The organism is Mycobacterium sp. C31M, assembly GCF_053345865.1.
Map to the genome: position 1 here is coordinate 19,456 of NZ_JBKFAX010000022.1, position 15,164 is coordinate 34,619.

General features: G+C 65.9%; 17 protein-coding genes and 1 pseudogene. 8 read left to right on the top strand and 10 right to left on the bottom strand.

Translation table 11 applies throughout. The annotated features are described in order from the left end of the window. The first annotated feature begins 6 nt into the window (after positions 1-6). A complete protein-coding gene (locus ACLBYA_RS27000) occupies positions 7-1,203 on the top strand; it encodes a cytochrome P450 (protein ID WP_447712546.1) in 1,197 nt (398 codons plus the stop codon). A gap of 6 nt (positions 1,204-1,209) precedes the next feature. Here the strand turns inward: ACLBYA_RS27000 and ACLBYA_RS27005 are convergent, their stop codons facing one another. From ACLBYA_RS27005 to ACLBYA_RS27015, 3 genes and pseudogenes are all read right to left on the bottom strand, one after another. After that, positions 1,210-1,983: a hypothetical protein gene (locus ACLBYA_RS27005; RefSeq protein ID WP_447712547.1), complete on the bottom strand. Its 774-nt coding sequence runs from the start codon at positions 1,981-1,983 to the stop codon at positions 1,210-1,212. Positions 1,984-1,989: 6 nt separating this feature from the next. After that, positions 1,990-2,432 (bottom strand): annotated as a pseudogene (locus ACLBYA_RS27010) (SRPBCC family protein). A 15-nt stretch (positions 2,433-2,447) separates the two neighbouring features. Further along, positions 2,448-3,017, bottom strand: a complete 570-nt coding sequence (locus tag ACLBYA_RS27015; protein ID WP_447712548.1) for a TetR/AcrR family transcriptional regulator — start codon at positions 3,015-3,017, stop codon at positions 2,448-2,450. Positions 3,018-3,069: 52 nt separating this feature from the next. On the opposite strand from ACLBYA_RS27015, the gene ACLBYA_RS27020 reads away from it, so the two are divergent. Genes ACLBYA_RS27020 through ACLBYA_RS27035 form a run of 4 tightly spaced genes read left to right on the top strand, consistent with a single transcriptional unit; the run spans position 3,070 to position 5,420 of the window. Continuing rightward, positions 3,070-3,216, top strand: coding sequence for a carotenoid oxygenase family protein (locus ACLBYA_RS27020; protein ID WP_447712549.1), 147 nt, complete (start codon positions 3,070-3,072; stop codon positions 3,214-3,216). Between the two features lie 51 nt (positions 3,217-3,267). After that, a complete protein-coding gene (locus tag ACLBYA_RS27025; protein ID WP_447712550.1) occupies positions 3,268-3,897 on the top strand; it encodes a TetR/AcrR family transcriptional regulator in 630 nt (209 codons plus the stop codon). Continuing rightward, positions 3,894-5,159, top strand: a complete 1,266-nt coding sequence (locus tag ACLBYA_RS27030; RefSeq protein ID WP_447712551.1) for a glycosyltransferase — start codon at positions 3,894-3,896, stop codon at positions 5,157-5,159. The genes ACLBYA_RS27025 and ACLBYA_RS27030 overlap by 4 nt, the downstream gene beginning before the upstream one ends. Before the next feature lie 30 nt (positions 5,160-5,189). Continuing rightward, on the top strand, positions 5,190-5,420 hold the full coding sequence (locus ACLBYA_RS27035; RefSeq protein WP_447712640.1) for a F0F1 ATP synthase subunit C: 231 nt from the start codon (positions 5,190-5,192) through the stop codon (positions 5,418-5,420). A 9-nt stretch (positions 5,421-5,429) separates the two neighbouring features. Here the strand turns inward: ACLBYA_RS27035 and ACLBYA_RS27040 are convergent, their stop codons facing one another. The 4 genes from ACLBYA_RS27040 to ACLBYA_RS27055 form a co-directional block, all read right to left on the bottom strand. Next, a complete protein-coding gene (locus ACLBYA_RS27040) occupies positions 5,430-5,735 on the bottom strand; it encodes a hypothetical protein (RefSeq protein ID WP_447712552.1) in 306 nt (101 codons plus the stop codon). A gap of 74 nt (positions 5,736-5,809) precedes the next feature. Next, entirely contained in the window at positions 5,810-6,850 is a 1,041-nt protein-coding gene (locus ACLBYA_RS27045; RefSeq protein ID WP_447712553.1) for a nitronate monooxygenase, read from the bottom strand. Positions 6,851-6,990: 140 nt separating this feature from the next. Next, a complete protein-coding gene (locus ACLBYA_RS27050) occupies positions 6,991-7,644 on the bottom strand; it encodes a cutinase family protein (protein ID WP_447712554.1) in 654 nt (217 codons plus the stop codon). 203 nt (positions 7,645-7,847) lie between these two features. Beyond that, positions 7,848-9,350 (bottom strand): alkaline phosphatase D family protein, encoded by a 1,503-nt coding sequence (locus ACLBYA_RS27055; RefSeq protein WP_447712555.1) that lies wholly within the window; start codon positions 9,348-9,350, stop codon positions 7,848-7,850. Between the two features lie 121 nt (positions 9,351-9,471). On the opposite strand from ACLBYA_RS27055, the gene ACLBYA_RS27060 reads away from it, so the two are divergent. Both ACLBYA_RS27060 and ACLBYA_RS27065 read left to right on the top strand, forming a co-directional pair. Further along, positions 9,472-10,428 (top strand): polysaccharide lyase, encoded by a 957-nt coding sequence (locus ACLBYA_RS27060; RefSeq protein WP_447712556.1) that lies wholly within the window; start codon positions 9,472-9,474, stop codon positions 10,426-10,428. Positions 10,429-10,544: 116 nt separating this feature from the next. Further along, positions 10,545-10,763, top strand: a complete 219-nt coding sequence (locus ACLBYA_RS27065) for a hypothetical protein (RefSeq protein WP_447712557.1) — start codon at positions 10,545-10,547, stop codon at positions 10,761-10,763. Positions 10,764-11,100: 337 nt separating this feature from the next. On the opposite strand, the gene ACLBYA_RS27070 is transcribed toward ACLBYA_RS27065, so the two are convergent. The 3 genes from ACLBYA_RS27070 to ACLBYA_RS27080 form a co-directional block, all read right to left on the bottom strand. After that, positions 11,101-12,021 (bottom strand): NAD-dependent epimerase/dehydratase family protein, encoded by a 921-nt coding sequence (locus tag ACLBYA_RS27070; protein ID WP_447712558.1) that lies wholly within the window; start codon positions 12,019-12,021, stop codon positions 11,101-11,103. A gap of 173 nt (positions 12,022-12,194) precedes the next feature. Then, on the bottom strand, positions 12,195-13,256 hold the full coding sequence (locus ACLBYA_RS27075) for an AraC family transcriptional regulator (RefSeq protein ID WP_447712559.1): 1,062 nt from the start codon (positions 13,254-13,256) through the stop codon (positions 12,195-12,197). Beyond that, complete coding sequence (locus ACLBYA_RS27080) at positions 13,253-14,284, bottom strand: AraC family transcriptional regulator ligand-binding domain-containing protein (protein ID WP_447712560.1); 1,032 nt, start codon at positions 14,282-14,284, stop codon at positions 13,253-13,255. Before ACLBYA_RS27080 ends, ACLBYA_RS27075 begins: the two co-directional genes overlap by 4 nt. Before the next feature lie 174 nt (positions 14,285-14,458). Here ACLBYA_RS27080 and ACLBYA_RS27085 point away from each other — a divergent pair, with 174 nt between their 5' ends. Continuing rightward, positions 14,459-15,148, top strand: a complete 690-nt coding sequence (locus tag ACLBYA_RS27085) for a type 1 glutamine amidotransferase domain-containing protein (RefSeq protein WP_447712561.1) — start codon at positions 14,459-14,461, stop codon at positions 15,146-15,148. Positions 15,149-15,164: the final 16 nt, after the last annotated feature.

Here is a 15,164-nt window from a genome sequence, read left to right on the forward strand (position 1 = left end):
ATCGCCGTGAGTGTGGATCCCGTGACCGAGCTCTATTACGACCCGTTCGACAAGGACATCGACGACGACCCGTACCCGGTATGGAAGCGACTGCGCGAGGAGGCGCCGCTGTACTTCAACGACAAGTACAACTTCTATGCGCTGAGCCGCTACGAGGATGTCGCTCCGGCCCTGCCCGATTGGCAGACTTATCGATCGGGACGCGGGACCACCGCAGACATCCTGTTCAGCGGGATCGAGGTGCCACCGGGCATCCTGCTCTTCGAGGATCCGCCCCTGCACGACCTGCACCGGCGCCTGCTGTCGCGGGTTTTCACGCCGCGTCGGATGCTGGCAGTGGAGGACCTCGTGCGCGAATTCTGTTCCCGGGCACTACAACCGCTGGTGGACACCGCGGGGTTCGACTTCGTCGTCGATCTCGGCGCGATCATGCCGATGCGGACGATCGGCTACCTGCTCGGCATCCCAGAATCCGAACAGCAGCGCATCCGCGATCGTAATGACGAGACGATCACCGCCGATTCGGGAGGCGGTGACATCAATCCGACCATCTTCCAGGACGCCATCGCCATGTTCGCCGAGTACATCGAATGGCGGGCAACACATCCCTCCGACGATCTGATGACCGATCTGCTCAACGCCGAGATCGAGGAGGCCGATGGCACCCGCCGAAAGCTCGAGCGCGGTGAGGTGCTCGCCTATACGGCGATGATCGCCGGAGCGGGCAACGAGACCACGGCACGGTTGATCGGCTTCATGGGGCAACTGCTGGCCGAACACCCTGATCAGCGCCGGGAGATCGCGGCGGATCCGTCGCTGATCGCCGGGGCGGTGGAGGAGACGCTGCGATTCGAACCGCCCTCGCCGGTGCAGGCCCGCTATGTGGCCCGCGATGTCGTGCACCGCGGCCATACGGTGCCCGAAGGCTCGTACATGTTGTTGCTCAACGGTTCTGCCGACCGCGACCCGGACCGCCACATCGACCCGGACCGGTTCGACATCCACCGCACGGGTGGCCATCTCGGGTTCGGCCAGGGCATCCACTTCTGCCTCGGCTCGGCGTTGGCGCGTCTGGAGGCACGGGTGGCGTTCGAGGAGGTGTTCCGGCGCTGGGCCGATTGGGAGGTCGACTACAGCGGGGCGAGCCGCGCGCATACCTCGAGTGTCCGAGGCTGGGCCCGGCTTCCGGTGCGGACCCGCTGAGCCGGGTCAGGGGCGGCCGGCGTCGTGGCGGAACCGCCGCGCCTCATCGGGTGTGATCGCCCCCGACAGTTCCTGGAACATCACCCAGGCGTCGAACTCGTCCGCGGGGTAACTACCACCGAGTGTCGACTGCACGATCATCGGACCCGCCTGCAGCGCGCTCTCGCGAACCTTCTTATGCTGCTTCGGGTTTCGTTCCAGTTGATAGCGCAGCATGACGGCCGTCCGACGCCTGGTCTCCAGTTCCTCGGGCGAGATCGCGCGGTGCACGGGCGTGGCGCTACCGATGTTGCGAATATCGCCGAGGAGGTCCTTGGCCTCGGGTCCGATACGGCGCAACCCCCGCATCAGCATCCCGGGCAACCCCACCACGGCACGGAGGTCGGACAGTGGCGCCTCGGTCTGCAACCACTCGCGCCTGCCGATCTCGCGGTAGGTGGCCAATTCGGCAGCGGCCGTATCGACGTCGAGGGCGTCGATCTGCCTGGTGGTGCTGTCGATCTGCACCGGCACGTGCAATGTCGCGGGCAGTGACCGCCACGGACCATCGTTGTTGCCGGCGTAGTACATGACGATGCGAAGCCAGTTGGGCAGTCGTGCGGTGATCCGCTTGGCGGCGGGATCGACGCGGCCACCGTCGGCCGCCGAAACCGCAACCAGAAGAGTGGTGGAACGGGCCCGTGAGTTCGCCCGGAAGTTGTTGACGTTTCCGTGCTCACCGGAGCCGAAATTGCCCGTCGATGAAGGCACCACGAAGGCGCGGCCCGGGACCGTCGGCATGGCGTCTCACCCCTGCTCGACGTAATCCTTGATGCGGCCGAGAGTGGTCGCCATATCTCGTTCGTTGCGGCGCCGCCGCAGGAACATCACGATGTCGAGCACCTTGGGACCGGGCATGTTGAACGACTCGGTGACCTCGGTCGAATCACCCTGGCCTCGAATCGGTAGTGCCAGCTGTTGACGGCCCGATCACCGATGAGGACGTCGAAACCGAACTCCGCACCGGGGACGCAGGCCGTGACCCGGCAGGTTGTCCAGTAGATGGGTCCGATCTCGTTGCGTTTGACGTGGCCGCGGAACTTCGCTCCGCCCTCCGGGCCGGTGGCGCCCTCGAGCCACTCGGCTTCGAAGGTCTCGGGCGAGAACTTACCGGTGTTGTGGATATCGGCCACGACATTCCAGATGTCGATGGCGGGCGCATTGATCACGACGGACGCAGAGGCGTGCATACCGCGACCATAACCTCAGCGCGGCATCGGCCGGGTCACGGCGCGCGCCACGACGTCGGCGACCTGCTGGTCGTCCAGCGCGCTGCCGGGGAGAAGGGTATGCGACAGCACCGCCCGTACGACGATCTCGGCGGCCTGCACCGCGGGCAGCGCGAGCCCGTCGTGGTCCGACAACCGGGCGACGGCGGCCACCACGACAGCGACCGTCTGGACCAGGTTCAATTCGGTGTCGCCCACGGTCAGCACGGCCTGCAGCAGCCGATGCGGTTCATGCTCGCGGACATAGCTGAACGCCTTGTGCTGCCGCAGGTAGCGCAGCGCGGACAACACGATTGCCGGGATGACGGCCGCTGGATCGGCCGAGAGGTCCACGTCGGCGACCGTCACCTCGAACATGCGCCGAATCTCGTGCTCGGCGACCGACGAAAGCAATCCGTTCTTGTCACCGAACTCGCGATAGGCAGTGGCCCGTGACACCCCGGCATGCGCGGCGACCTGACTGAGCGTCAACGTATCGACACCGGATTCCGCGATCAGGGCAACGGTCGACTGCACCAGTGCATCAGCGGAACGAGTCGAGGCCATCGCTGTCATTTCTACCGCACCGGGCGGCGACCGCGAGGACGACGGCTGGTTGTTGACTGTAGAGTACCAGGCCAGGGAACGACGGTCACGGCTGGTGATCCTGGACGCCGGCGATATCGAGCGCGGCCCGATCGCCACTGCAGCGCTCACACAACACATTCCGCAGGGATTTCATGGGAACTTCAGCCCAGCCCGCTGACCGGCGAGGACCTCCTTGCGCCGATCTGACCAATCGGTCTAATATCTGACCATGCGGTCTACAACGGGTCCGACATTCACCGAACAGGCGCGGCGTGACCAGATCATCACCGCCGCGACCACGGTGATCGCCACCGAGGGCTACGCCCAGGCGTCGATCGCCCGCATCGCCGAGCAGATCGGGATTGCCAAAAGTGTTGTGCTGTATCACTTCAAGACCAAGAATGACATCATCGAAGCGGTCGTCGCGGCGATCTTCACCGACGGCGCGGCCATCATCGTGCCTGCGGTGGCCGAGACGGCATCGGGGTCGGCGGGGGAGCGGCTCGCCGCCTATATCCGGGCCAACGTCCGCTTCATCGACCAGAACCGGACCGCGGCCATCGCGATGCTGGAGATCCTCACCGGGTACCGGTCGCCCCCGGGACTACGCCTGGACCAGGCCGCCGCTACGGCACCCGAGGATCCGACACTGGCTGGACTGGACCCCGAGCAGATTTTCGTCGATGGGGTCGGCACTGGTGAATTCCGGCCACTGTCACCAAGTTTCATGAAGAACGCGTTGCGCGCGGCGCTCGACGGTGCAGCTTGGGAGCTCGCCCGCGACCCCGAGTACGACGTCCTCGGCTATGGGGAGGAACTGGTCACCGCCTTCACCCTGGCGAGCGGCAGACGGACATGACCCGGGTGGTGATCGCGGCCTACGGTACCCGCGGCGATGTCGCTCCACTGACCGGACTCGGCCAGCGCCTGCGTGCCCGCCTCGGGGCCGAGGTCACCATCGCCGCGCAACGGCCCTACGCCGCGGTGATCACCGAGGCCGGCCTCCGGTACCGAGCGCTGCCCGGGGACACCGAACGGGACACTCGCGAATCGACGTACGGCCAGGCCGTCGTCGACGGGACACGGATGCGTCCATCGCGCGATGTCCTGGCGCAGATGCGCGAGGACCTACACGGTGTGGGTGAGGCCATCGCCGAGGCGGCGGCCGATGCCGATCTGCTGTTACCCGCCGGACCGATCGGGTCGCTGCTTGGCTACCACGTCGCCGAAGCCGCCGACATCCCCAGCACGGCCTTGTTTCTGCAACCCGTCAGCGCGACGGCAGCTTTCGCGCCGCCGGCGCTCACCGCGCGGTCGTTCGGTGGCTGGGGCAACCGCCTCGCCTGGCGCCTGGGCAACCTCGGCGAGAACGTCTACGAACCACTGATCGCTGCCCTGCGCGCCGATCTGGGGCTGCCGCGGCGGAGTCGACGTGCGTATCAGCGCACCCGGGCCGACGAATGGCCGGTTCTGTACGGATTCTCCCGCCACGTCGTGCCGCGACCGGCGGACTGGCGGACGGGCCTGGACGTGACCGGCTACTGGTGGCCCGCCGACCGACCGGGCTGGCGACCGCCCGACGGGATCACGGAATTCCTGCGGTCCGGTCCGCCCCCGGTGTTCATCAGCCTGGGCAGTACCGCCACTGCATGCGGCGAGCAGCTGTCCTCGACGATCGCCGCTGCACTGCGAAAGGTCGGTGCCCGCGCCGTCATTCAGACGGGCTGGGCCGGCCTTTCGGGTATCGGGCCGGACGTGATCACCGTCGGAGAACTGCCGCACGCCACGCTCTTTCCGCAGATGGCCGCGATCGTCCACCACGGCGGTGCGGGCACCGCGGCGGCAGCGCTACGCGCCGGGGTGCCGTCCGTGCCGGTGACCGGCATCATGGACCAACCGTTCTGGGCGCGGCGCTTGCACGACCTGGGGGCGGCGACACCGCCGCTGCGGCGCACCGGGCTGACGGCAGACCACCTCGCCGCTGCGATCACCGACGTCACCACCGATCGGCGTTACACCGAGAGCGCCCAACGGCTTTCCGCAGCGATCGGTTCGGAAGACGGCGCAGGGAGGGCCGTCGATCTGATCAAAGCACGGCTCGGGCGTCACGCAACTCGTTGAGGGGGAGAGGATATGGCCACACCGGAACTCATGGGAGATGCACTCTTGGCCGGTGCCGTGGTGCTCGCCGGGGGAGCAATCGGTGCCGGTATCGGCGACGGGGTCGCCGGTGCGCAACTGATTGCCGGTGCTGCCCGTCAACCCGAGGCCCTCAGCCGGCTCTACACACCGTTTTTCGTGACCGTCAGCTTGGTGGAGGCGACCTACTTCATCAACATCGCGTTCATGGCGCTGTTCGTGTTCGCCACACCCGGCGGCTGACGATCATTCTCAGAGGTATCGGCCCAGTGCGGCCGCCTGGCGTCGCAGTTGGGCCGCGGCGTCGATCCGGTTCAACGCATCGTAACGAACGGCCTCGGAGCCGTACTCGTCGATGAGGCCGGTGAGGATCGCCTGTACATCGGCGCCTGTCAGCACGCGACGCGCGACGTCGCCGGAACCGATACCGGCCGTCGCGCCGGCGATCGGGGCGTCGTCGTCACCGGTGGTGTGCACGGGGTCGACCGCCTCGGCATTGTCGATCGCGGCGAGTGCGGTCCGCAGCGCTGCGACCGATTCGGCGGATCGGGATTTCATCGCTGTCACAAGGTCTTTACGCATGATGGCCCGAATCTGCCCAACGGGATCGGTGTCGTCAGGCATATCGGCGGTCACCCGCGAGCGGCCAGATCCGCGAGAATCTTCGTGGTCGATTCGTCACGGACGTGACGGTACCCGGTCCCGGCCCACAGGTGGACGAGGTCGGCGTCGCCGGCGGCCGCGGCAGCCTTGCGCAGCGGACTGGTCAGGTGATGGATGGCCGGGTACCCCAACGGGGCCTGCGCCTCGAAGCGGTCGATGAAACCGTTACGCAGACCGCGGGCGGGTCGGCCGGTGAACACCCGAGTCAGCACCGTCTCGGTCCGCGCGGGGTCGATCAGTGCGGCCTTGTGAATGGCCGAGGCCGCGCTCTCGTCAGCGCGCAGCAGCACCGTGCCCACGGCGGCAGCCACTGCCCCGGCCGCCAGCACACCCGACACCGCCTCGGGTGTCGCCAGCCCGCCGGCGGCGATGACAGGCGCGCCGACGACACCGCTGACCAGAGCGACCAGATCCTCGAGGGGAACCGGGCCGGCCATCTGGTCCGGGGTGAAGGTCCCGGAGTGGCCACCGGCCGCAGCGGCCTGTACCACCAGCATGTCCGCGCCGGCTGCCACGGCTGCGTGCGCCTCCGGCAGGGTCGTCACCGTCTGGATGACAACGGTGCCCGCACGCCGCAGAGCAGCGAGGACATCCCCGCCCGGCAACCCGAAGGTGAAACTGACCACCGGCACCGGGTCGGCGAGTAGTAGATCAACCTTGGCGCCGAAGGCGTCGTCGTCATCGGTCCGGTCGGGCGGCAGGGTGAGTCCGAAACGCTCCGCATCGGCCTGGATCGCCTGCGCATAGCGCCGATAGGATTCCTCGCCGATCGGCACCGGGTTCGGGACGAACAGGTTGACGCCGAACGGGATCGACGAGGCACGCACGGTGTCGATCTCGGCCTGTAGGGCCTGCGGCGTCTTGTATCCCGCAGCCAGAAAACCCAGCCCACCCGCGCGTGCCGCGGCGATCACCATGGCCGGGGTGGTGGCGCCACCGGCCATCGGCGCGGCGATCAGCGGGATCCTCAGCCCGAGTGGGGTCAGGGGAGTGCACTGCGGTGCGGTCATGATTGCTCCTCGGGATCGGCCTACAGTGTCCCAACCGATTCTGTACACACAGCGTTCCGCGTTGATAGGACCGGTTGTCTAACTGTCAGGAGCCAGGAACTATCAGCGGTGCCCAGTCCACAGGACGTTGAGACCGGCGGTCACATGGGAGACGGTGGCTGGGCGAGCCGGCTGACCGTGAAGGCCGCGGCCTGTTCCACCATGCCGTTCACGCCGTACTGCTGGTGCGGTGCGCTCGATCCGGACGCGGGTGCCCCCGTGCAAACGGTGTCACCGGGGGCACACAGTTCGAGTACCCGGCCGCCGTAGGCGGAATCCACCGAAACCGACTGTGCGCCATATTTGACCGCCGACCAGCCGGCCGGCTTGCCGAACAGCACGACGGCCGCGACATTGTCCACGGCGTCGTCGGCGATGGGTGGGGGAGTCACACCGGGCGGGACACCTTCGGGTACCACTCCGGAGGTGGCCAGCGAGGTCACCACCGCCCCCTGCGAGTACCCACCGAGCACCATCTGTGTGTTCGGGCAGGCGGTCACCACACCCGCGACGTGGCTCGCCTCATCGCGGACGCCTTCGACGACGTTCAGCTTGAACACGGTGCCGCCGGTGAAATTACTACTGGCCGGATAGATGACACCGTGAACCCCAACTGTGCGCGGAAACGCCCGCGCCCGAAGTGAATCCACGAATCGCTGGCCGACGCCTCCGACGCCGGGCGGCTCGGCGGTACCTCTGGCGAACACCACCCCGATATCGGGGCAGGCTTGCGAACCCGCCGTAGGAACGATCACGGGCAACGCTGCCAAAGCCAGTGTTGCCCCCGCGACCAATCGGCACGCTGTGCGCAAACCAATGATCACACCAACCCCCAGAAACTCTCTCGACCAGACTGTCACAGACCCCCGCGGCGGGTTGCGATTTCCGTCGAGACCCGCCGCCGAGGTGAACATCGCAGCCCCTTGGCAGCGTGTTACACACCGCGGGGCGCGCTGAATCAGTCGGTCAGCGGGATCTTCGCAACCACGGACAACGTGCAGTCGTCGTCGGGTTGTTCGAACACCACCAGCGCAGTACGGGCCGCGATCTCCAGGGTGGCGATCGTGTTGCCGAACAGCGGGCCGCTCAGGTTGCGCCACGACATCGGCAGGTCGGGGGCGCCGTGACGGCGGGCCCAGGCGCGGGCGATCCGGGCGACCCGTGGCGACCAGCTCAGCTTGAACACCGGTTTGACGAAGAACGGGACGTAGTTGTGCACGGGGGAGCAGACCAGCTGGTGAACCCTGGCACCGGATTGTCCGGGGAACTGTGCCCTGGCCGCGTAGCTGTGATGCACGTCGCCGGAGAGCACGCTGATCGTCGCCGGACCCTGTCCAGAGTCACCGGCCGCCTCGATGATGAGCTCGCTGAGCCGCAGGAAGGATTTCAGGAACGCCGGCCAATGCTCGAAATCGGCGGTCTGCCTGATCGTCTCAGCCACCACGCCGCGAAGCCCGGAACGGTTGGCGGCAATCTCGTTCACGGTCTGCATGTCGCCGATCGCCGGCGGCAGCAGCCACGGCAATGATGATGCGAAGATCAGATGATCCAGATCGCCCAGGTCTTCGTGGACATGGTGGTCGACCCATCCGAACTCGCGGTCGCCCAGCATCTTTCGGCTGCCGTCATCGAGGATTCGGGAGTTGCGTGAATCGATCATCAACAGCCGGCTGCGTCCGAGGTCCCAGCGGAAGCTGAACCGCAGCCCCTTCTCGCCGTCGACTTCGCGGTCGGCACGTTCGGCGAGGTCGACCAGCAACGGCCAGCTGTCGCCGTCGGCGCACAACACCTTCTGGTAGTCCTCGTCCTTTTCCAGTTGCTGCGGACTGAGGTTACCGATGTGCTGGTACACCCAGTACGAGGACAGTCCGGCGCGGATCCGGTCACGCCACCACGGCTTCTTGTTCACCGACTCGCGCCAGGCAGCCGAGGTGTTCCAGTCGTCGCGGATGTCGTGGTCGTCGAAGATCATCGCGGTGGGCACGGTCGACATGACCCACCGGATCTCCGGGTCGCCCCAGGTGTGCCTGTACAGGCCGACGTACTCGTCGAAGCTGACCACCTCGTCGGGTGGCCGCTTCTTGTTGGCCCGACGACCGGTCAGCCGCCGGCGCGCTTCGGGTGTCAGTTCGTCGGCGTACACCTGATCGCCGAGCAGGATCAATACGTCGGGCCACTGGTCGTGCGGTTGGCTGTTCATCCGTTCCGCATAGCAGTCCAGCGCGTCCTGACCGAGTTTCTTGTCGAGCTTGGCGTCACCGGTTTTGGGATAACGGCAGGAACCGAACAGCACCCGCACGTGATCAGAGGCTTCCGTTCCACGGGTACGAATGACGCTGGGCGGGAACTCCGAACCGGGCTCCGGCCAGACCAGGTCACCGTCGATGTGCACCTGGTACTCGGTGGTGGTATCCGGGGTCAAGCCCTGCACCGCCACCAACGCGTAGTGGTGCTCCTGCACCTAGGGTCACCGGGACAGCCTATGTGCGACGGCGACGGGTGGGCCTGCAGACCTCGCCGCAAGATGCAGCAGGGCAAAACCGATGACAGGATTGCCGGGAGTCGAGCGTGTGAGGTGACAGGTGGCGGACAGCGGACGTGGCGCGAGCCGGACCGGCTTGTTCGCGACCTTCGTGGTGTTGACGGTGTTGGCCGCCCAGGTGGTCGACGCACCTAGTTCCGGCGGTGTGCGAGCGGCAGCCGATCCCGGCAGTGCGCCCGTTCCGGCTCAGCCGGTGGGCGCCGTCGTATGGCAGGACCGCTTTGACACCGGCGAACTGGGCCCGCTCACGACGGCCACCGGTAACCGGCTGTTCGACCCACGCGCCGGTGACGCCCAGAGCAACTACGCCCACGCGACGTTGGCCGCCGACCCGGCGGGCGGCAACCTGCTTCAGCACACCCTGCCCGCGGGGCAATTGGGGAACTTCTTCGTCACACCGAAACTGACCCGCGATGTCGAGCACGCCGTGCTGCAATACGACATCCGTTTTGACGACAACTTCGACTGGCGTTGGGGCGGAAAGATTCCCGGGCTGGTCGGGGTGGCACCCGGCGTGCCGATCTACGCGCCGACCTCGGGCACCCGCAACCGCGATGTCGGATTCTCCACTCGGCTGATGTGGCACGGCCGCGGTGACAACGGGTCGCGGCCCTATCAGGATGCCCTCGGCCCGATCCCGCCGGATCGGGACAACATGCTGGTGACGTATGCCTATGTCCGGCAACCCGAGCAGGGTTTCGACGGATATGGCTGGCAGACCAACCTCGGCGCGGGCTTCACCCGGGGCGTCTGGCACACCGTCCGGATGGAGGTGAAGCTGAACACCGCCGGGATGGCCGACGGTGTGTACCGAGTATGGATCGATAACGACCTGCGGTTCGAAGCCACCGATTGGGACTATCGCAACTCGGCCCAGGTGAAGATCCAGGCGGTGCTCTACGACATCCATCGCGGCGGCAACAACAGCCCCGGTTGGGTCAGTGCACGCGACAGTTCCATCGAGATGCGGCACGTGTCGGTGACGGAATTATCGTAGAGTTCGATCGCGCTTGTCGAATTGCCAATCAGCACAGGTTGATTCGCCACAGTGACGAATTAGCGTGGCGGCAGGGAGTCTGCCGCCGGAGGGGGCGGCGATGGCCGGCAGGGTATGTGTTTGACAATCACGAGCTAGACGACTCGGGCCTGTTGGCAGTCACGCTCGACGCGTTCGGAAACGCTCTGCGCATGACGGAGGCGGCGGTGTCTCTCTTCGAGGCACAGTCCATCGGGACGCAGCCGGACCCGAAGCGGTTGCGCAACTATCCGAAGGGCCTCGCGGATATTGTCTCCGACCTGGCCGCCGACTACCGACTGCCGACTACCGGCTGACTAGAACCGCGCGAGCATGCTCTCAGCGTTAGCCATTAGCCGCCGTCACGCCTGCTCGGTGTCTCACCCGGCCGCCGCCGCAAGGGGCGGGCGGCCGTGCCGGCGCGGCTGGCCGCGGCATCAGCGGCTCGGGCAGTGGGCACGTCGATCGGCCAGACGTTGCCGTCCGAGAGCCCAGCTGTCGGCGCAGCGCATTGACGCCCGTAGCGGCACGGCGCTCTCTGCGCCGGCCATGCCTCGGACATCGCGTCTCCAGGCTCGCTGAGACCTCGTTGGCTCCGGCTATCCCGACTGCGACAGCACAACTCCGGCTCCCTCGGCAACCGCTCGGGACTCGTTAAGCGTCGAGGATCATGGCGATCCCCTCTTGGTAGGTCGTGAGTGTGAAATCGGGGAATCGGGTGGCGAATTTCGAGGAGTCGAAGATGTTGTCGCCGCGGTAGCGGGGCAACAATTCGGAGGCTTCTTTGACTGCGGAGTTGAACCATCCGCCGACGGTGAACGCGGTCTCCGGGACCGTCACATAATGAATGTGGCGCCTGGCGACTTGGGAGGCGATGTCGGTCATTTGTGCGTAGGTGAGTCGTTCGGGATCAGTTGGTAGGTGCCAGGTTTGGCCGTAGGCATCGGGGGTGTTGGCGATCAAACCCATGCCGCGGCTGGCGTCAGGTGTCCAGATCAGGGTTCTTTTCGTATGGGCGTTGACCGGGACCATCGGTCGCTTGCCCTGCTTGATGCGGTCGAAGACAGCGGAGTTGCTGAGGCTTTTGGTCTTACCCGGACCGTAGAACTCCGGTGCTCGGCAGATGACAGCTTCGATAGTGCTGGCGCGCATCTCTGTGAGCAGCATGTTCGCGATCTGGGCTCGTACCGCCGCCTTGCGGCCGACTGGCTGGAACGGCGTATCTTCGGTCTGCGGCGCGGAGGTCCGCGGGTACATGTAGGTGTTGTCGAAGAAGACCAACTTGGTGCCGTGCTTCTGGCACGCGGCAATGGTATTGGCCATCATCACCGGGAACTGCTGCTCCCACAGCGTCGAGTCGATGGGAAGCCCGACGGTCAGGTAGGCGACGTCGCTGCCGGCCACGGCATCGGCGGTGGCATCAGCGTCGGTGAGGTTGGCAGGAAACAGCTGATCTGTGTCGCGCAGTTTGACGGGTTTGCGACTGACTAAGCGGATGTGATCGGTGACGTTGTCGTGCAGGTAGCGGGTTAATTCCTCGGCGATCTGGCCGTTGGCTCCCAGGACTGTCTGCATATCTCGTTCCTTGAATCGGCGGCGTTCATTTCACACCGGGCAGGCGCTTGGCCACTTGCAGCATGCTGGATGGCGATGCTGGCGTAGGTCGTCAGATTTGTGCCCTGGGGAGTCCCAGGGGCAAGGATCGTTCGGTGGCGAGGGTGGGTGGAGTTGGTCGCAGCTGTACTCCCTTAGCGCGTTGTGATGGGTTTTCGGTTCGTGTAGAGCGAGGATTTGGCGCGAGCGAGGTAGGCCCGCGGGGTATCGCCTTTCCATCGGCGAAAGGCGTGGGAAAAGTTGCTGACGTCGGTGTATCCGAGTCGCTGCGACACTTGCTCGACGGTCATGCCGCTCTGCAGCATCTCCGTGCCGAGATGGTGGCGCACCTCGTCAAGCAGACGGCGAAAGGAGGTGCCCTCGGCTTCCAACTGTCGGCGCAATGTGCGGGTGCTGCACGATAGCCTCGCGGCCACTTGGGTGAGACTCGGCGGCTGCGCAGGGTTGGCCAGCAGAAGGTCGCGGACCAGTCCGGCGCGGCCGGTTCTGGCTTCGCGCTGTTCGAGCAGCATGCGGCATTGCTGCTCGGCGAGCTTGGCGGTGTGTCTGCTGGCTTGGGGCAGCGGCAGTTTCAACTGGTCGGCGCACACCGTGACCGTGCTCTCGGTTTCGCCGAATTCCGGTGTGGCGCCGAACATTTGCTCGTAGAGCGCGACGGCCGGGCCGGGGTCGGGAAGGGCGAACGAGACGTAGCTCGGTGGTGGCGGCGCGGTACCGAGGACTTCTCGGTAGAGGTTGGGGATGGCCGCTGCGTCACGCTCGAGGACGAATCGGCGTATCGCTGCCGGGATCGCTCGGGCGTCGATGACAATGGAGAGGTCGTCTCCGTGCCGGCGTGTCTCGAAGGTGCAGAATGCGTAGCTGAGCTGGGCGAATCGGACGGCCACATCGATCGCCTCACCGAGGGTGGGGCTGGTGAGGATGGCGAACCCCCACACCCCGAAAGCGGTGACGGGATACCGGGCGCCGGCCTGCAGGCCCAGACCGGGCTGGTCCCCGAGGGCGGCGACGATGTTGGCGATCGCCTTGAGTTCCTGGTGGCCGGTGATCTCGGCGGAGGGCTGCCGTATTGCCGCGGGTGTTGTCCGGGTGCCGGCCAGGCATTGTTGGGAGGTCACACCAGACTCCGCGGCCCAGTCCAGCATGACGACCAGGCTGGCGGCTGGGCGTTTTGCCTGCAGTACGGACGTGCTCATGTGCTGCGCGGTCGTTCGCGGTACTCGCGGGGGCCGATGCCCTTCCATCGCCGGAAGGCGTGGGTGAAGCTGGACACCTGTGCATAGCCGAGCCGTTCGGCGATGTCGGCGACCGAGGCTCCATCGGTTACCAGTAGTTCCTCGGCGAGGGCCTCGCGGACCTCTTCCTGCAGTTCGCGCAGTGAGGCGCCTTCGAGGGCGAGGTGGCGCCGCAGCGTCCTAGGACTGACGGTCAGCTGCCGTGCGGCCTCCTCTAGGGACAGCGCCGATGACGGGTTGGCCAGCATCATGTCGCGCAGCAGACCCGCGACGCCCGCCCGTGCGGATCTCTGGCGCAGAAGTTCGACGGCCTGCTTTTCCGCGATTGACCGGCCGTACTGATTGGCTTGGGGGAGGGGCTTGGTCAACGACTCCATACGGACGATCAGGCAGTTCTGTTCGGCGTCGAATTCGGGCTCGATGCCGAACACGTCAACGTATCTGGCCACCACGGTCTCAGGAGGCCGCGGCGTCGTGTATTCCACCCTCAGTTGCACGTCGGGCGACATCAGCAGATCACGGTGCAGGGTCTGGATTCCGGTGCTGTCGCGTTCGACGGCGAAACGCCGCAACGGGGCCGGTAACAACGACGGGTCCAGGACCAGCCGAACGTCACTCTCGTCGGTTTCGGCGGACACGCTGAGCCGACATAGGCAAAAGCTCAGCGAGGCCAACGACATACCGACCGACATCGCATCACCGAGAGTCTGAGAGCTCATCAGCGCCAGCCCCCAGATCCCCGGTGAGGCGGCATGGCAGCGCAGCCCGGCTTCGATTCCCAGTCCGGCGGCATCGGGCAGTGCGTCGAGCATGTTGGTGATGATCTGCAGTTCGTCGCGCAGCCGAACCTCGGCGTCGAGGTCGTCGAGTCTGGTACGGGTTAACGGGGTGCCCCGCAGTGCGTCATCCTGCGACATGCCATGGTCGGCGGCTAGGTCGACGAGGAGCGCCACGCCCGCCGGCGAGCGCAGCACGTCGTGGGTACTCAACTCGACCTCACGGTGTATTACCTCACGATCTGCTCTCTACGGACGACGGTCACGCCTTTGTCGTTGTCGACTGTAGGCACTGCGCACACTTGGTGACAGGTGCGCGATGGCCAACAAGTTGTGAGAAGTGGCCAACCGATAGCGTTGCTGACCGCTCGGCGCAATCCTGGGGGCATGACCAAGCGCATCTTGAACGTCGTGAGCAATGTCGCGCATTACAAGGATCCCGCGGAGCCGACCGGGCTGTGGCTCTCGGAGTTGACGCACGCCTACCACGTTTTCGCCGAGGCGGGCTACGAGCAGACGATTGTCAGCCCCAGCGGCGGCCTGTCGCCACTGGAGCCGCGGTCGTTGAAGTTCCCCAACTACGATAAAACCGCCAAGGCGTGGCGAGAGGACGCCGACAAGATGGCACTGCTGGCCAACACTGCCTCACCTGACGACATCGACTCGGCGAACTTCGACGCCATCTACTTCACCGGCGGTCACGCGGTGATGTTCGATTTCCCCGACAGCGTAGGCCTGCAGCGTCTCACGCGGGAGATCTTCGAACGCGGCGGCGTCGTGTCCTCGGTGTGCCACGGGTACTGCGGTCTGCTCAACACCCGGCTTTCCGACGGATCGCTGCTCATCGAAGGACGGAAGATGACCGGTTTCGCATGGACCGAAGAAATCCTGGCCCAAGTCGACAAGCTGGTGCCCTACAACGCCGAGGAAGAAGCCAAGAAGCGCGGCGGACTGTATGAAAAGGGCCTCATTCCGTTCCGCTCCTACACCGTCGTCGACGGACGGCTGGTGACCGGTCAGAATCCCGGTTCGGCGAAGGCGACGGCCAAGGACGTCGTTTCTGTCCTGGAAGGCTAAGCACATCGCCCGTGAG

Coding starts and splice junctions, on each gene's coding strand:
- ACLBYA_RS27005 (WP_447712547.1), bottom strand. CDS start 1,983: ATGCCGACGGTCCCGGGCCGCGCCTTCGTGGTGCCTTCATCGACGGGC.
- ACLBYA_RS27015 (WP_447712548.1), bottom strand. CDS start 3,017: ATGGCCTCGACTCGTTCCGCTGATGCACTGGTGCAGTCGACCGTTGCC.
- ACLBYA_RS27025 (WP_447712550.1), top strand. CDS start 3,268: ATGCGGTCTACAACGGGTCCGACATTCACCGAACAGGCGCGGCGTGAC.
- ACLBYA_RS27030 (WP_447712551.1), top strand. CDS start 3,894: ATGACCCGGGTGGTGATCGCGGCCTACGGTACCCGCGGCGATGTCGCT.
- ACLBYA_RS27035 (WP_447712640.1), top strand. CDS start 5,190: ATGGGAGATGCACTCTTGGCCGGTGCCGTGGTGCTCGCCGGGGGAGCA.
- ACLBYA_RS27040 (WP_447712552.1), bottom strand. CDS start 5,735: ATGAAATCCCGATCCGCCGAATCGGTCGCAGCGCTGCGGACCGCACTC.
- ACLBYA_RS27045 (WP_447712553.1), bottom strand. CDS start 6,850: ATGACCGCACCGCAGTGCACTCCCCTGACCCCACTCGGGCTGAGGATC.
- ACLBYA_RS27070 (WP_447712558.1), bottom strand. CDS start 12,021: ATGCAGACAGTCCTGGGAGCCAACGGCCAGATCGCCGAGGAATTAACC.
- ACLBYA_RS27075 (WP_447712559.1), bottom strand. CDS start 13,256: ATGAGCACGTCCGTACTGCAGGCAAAACGCCCAGCCGCCAGCCTGGTC.
- ACLBYA_RS27085 (WP_447712561.1), top strand. CDS start 14,459: ATGACCAAGCGCATCTTGAACGTCGTGAGCAATGTCGCGCATTACAAG.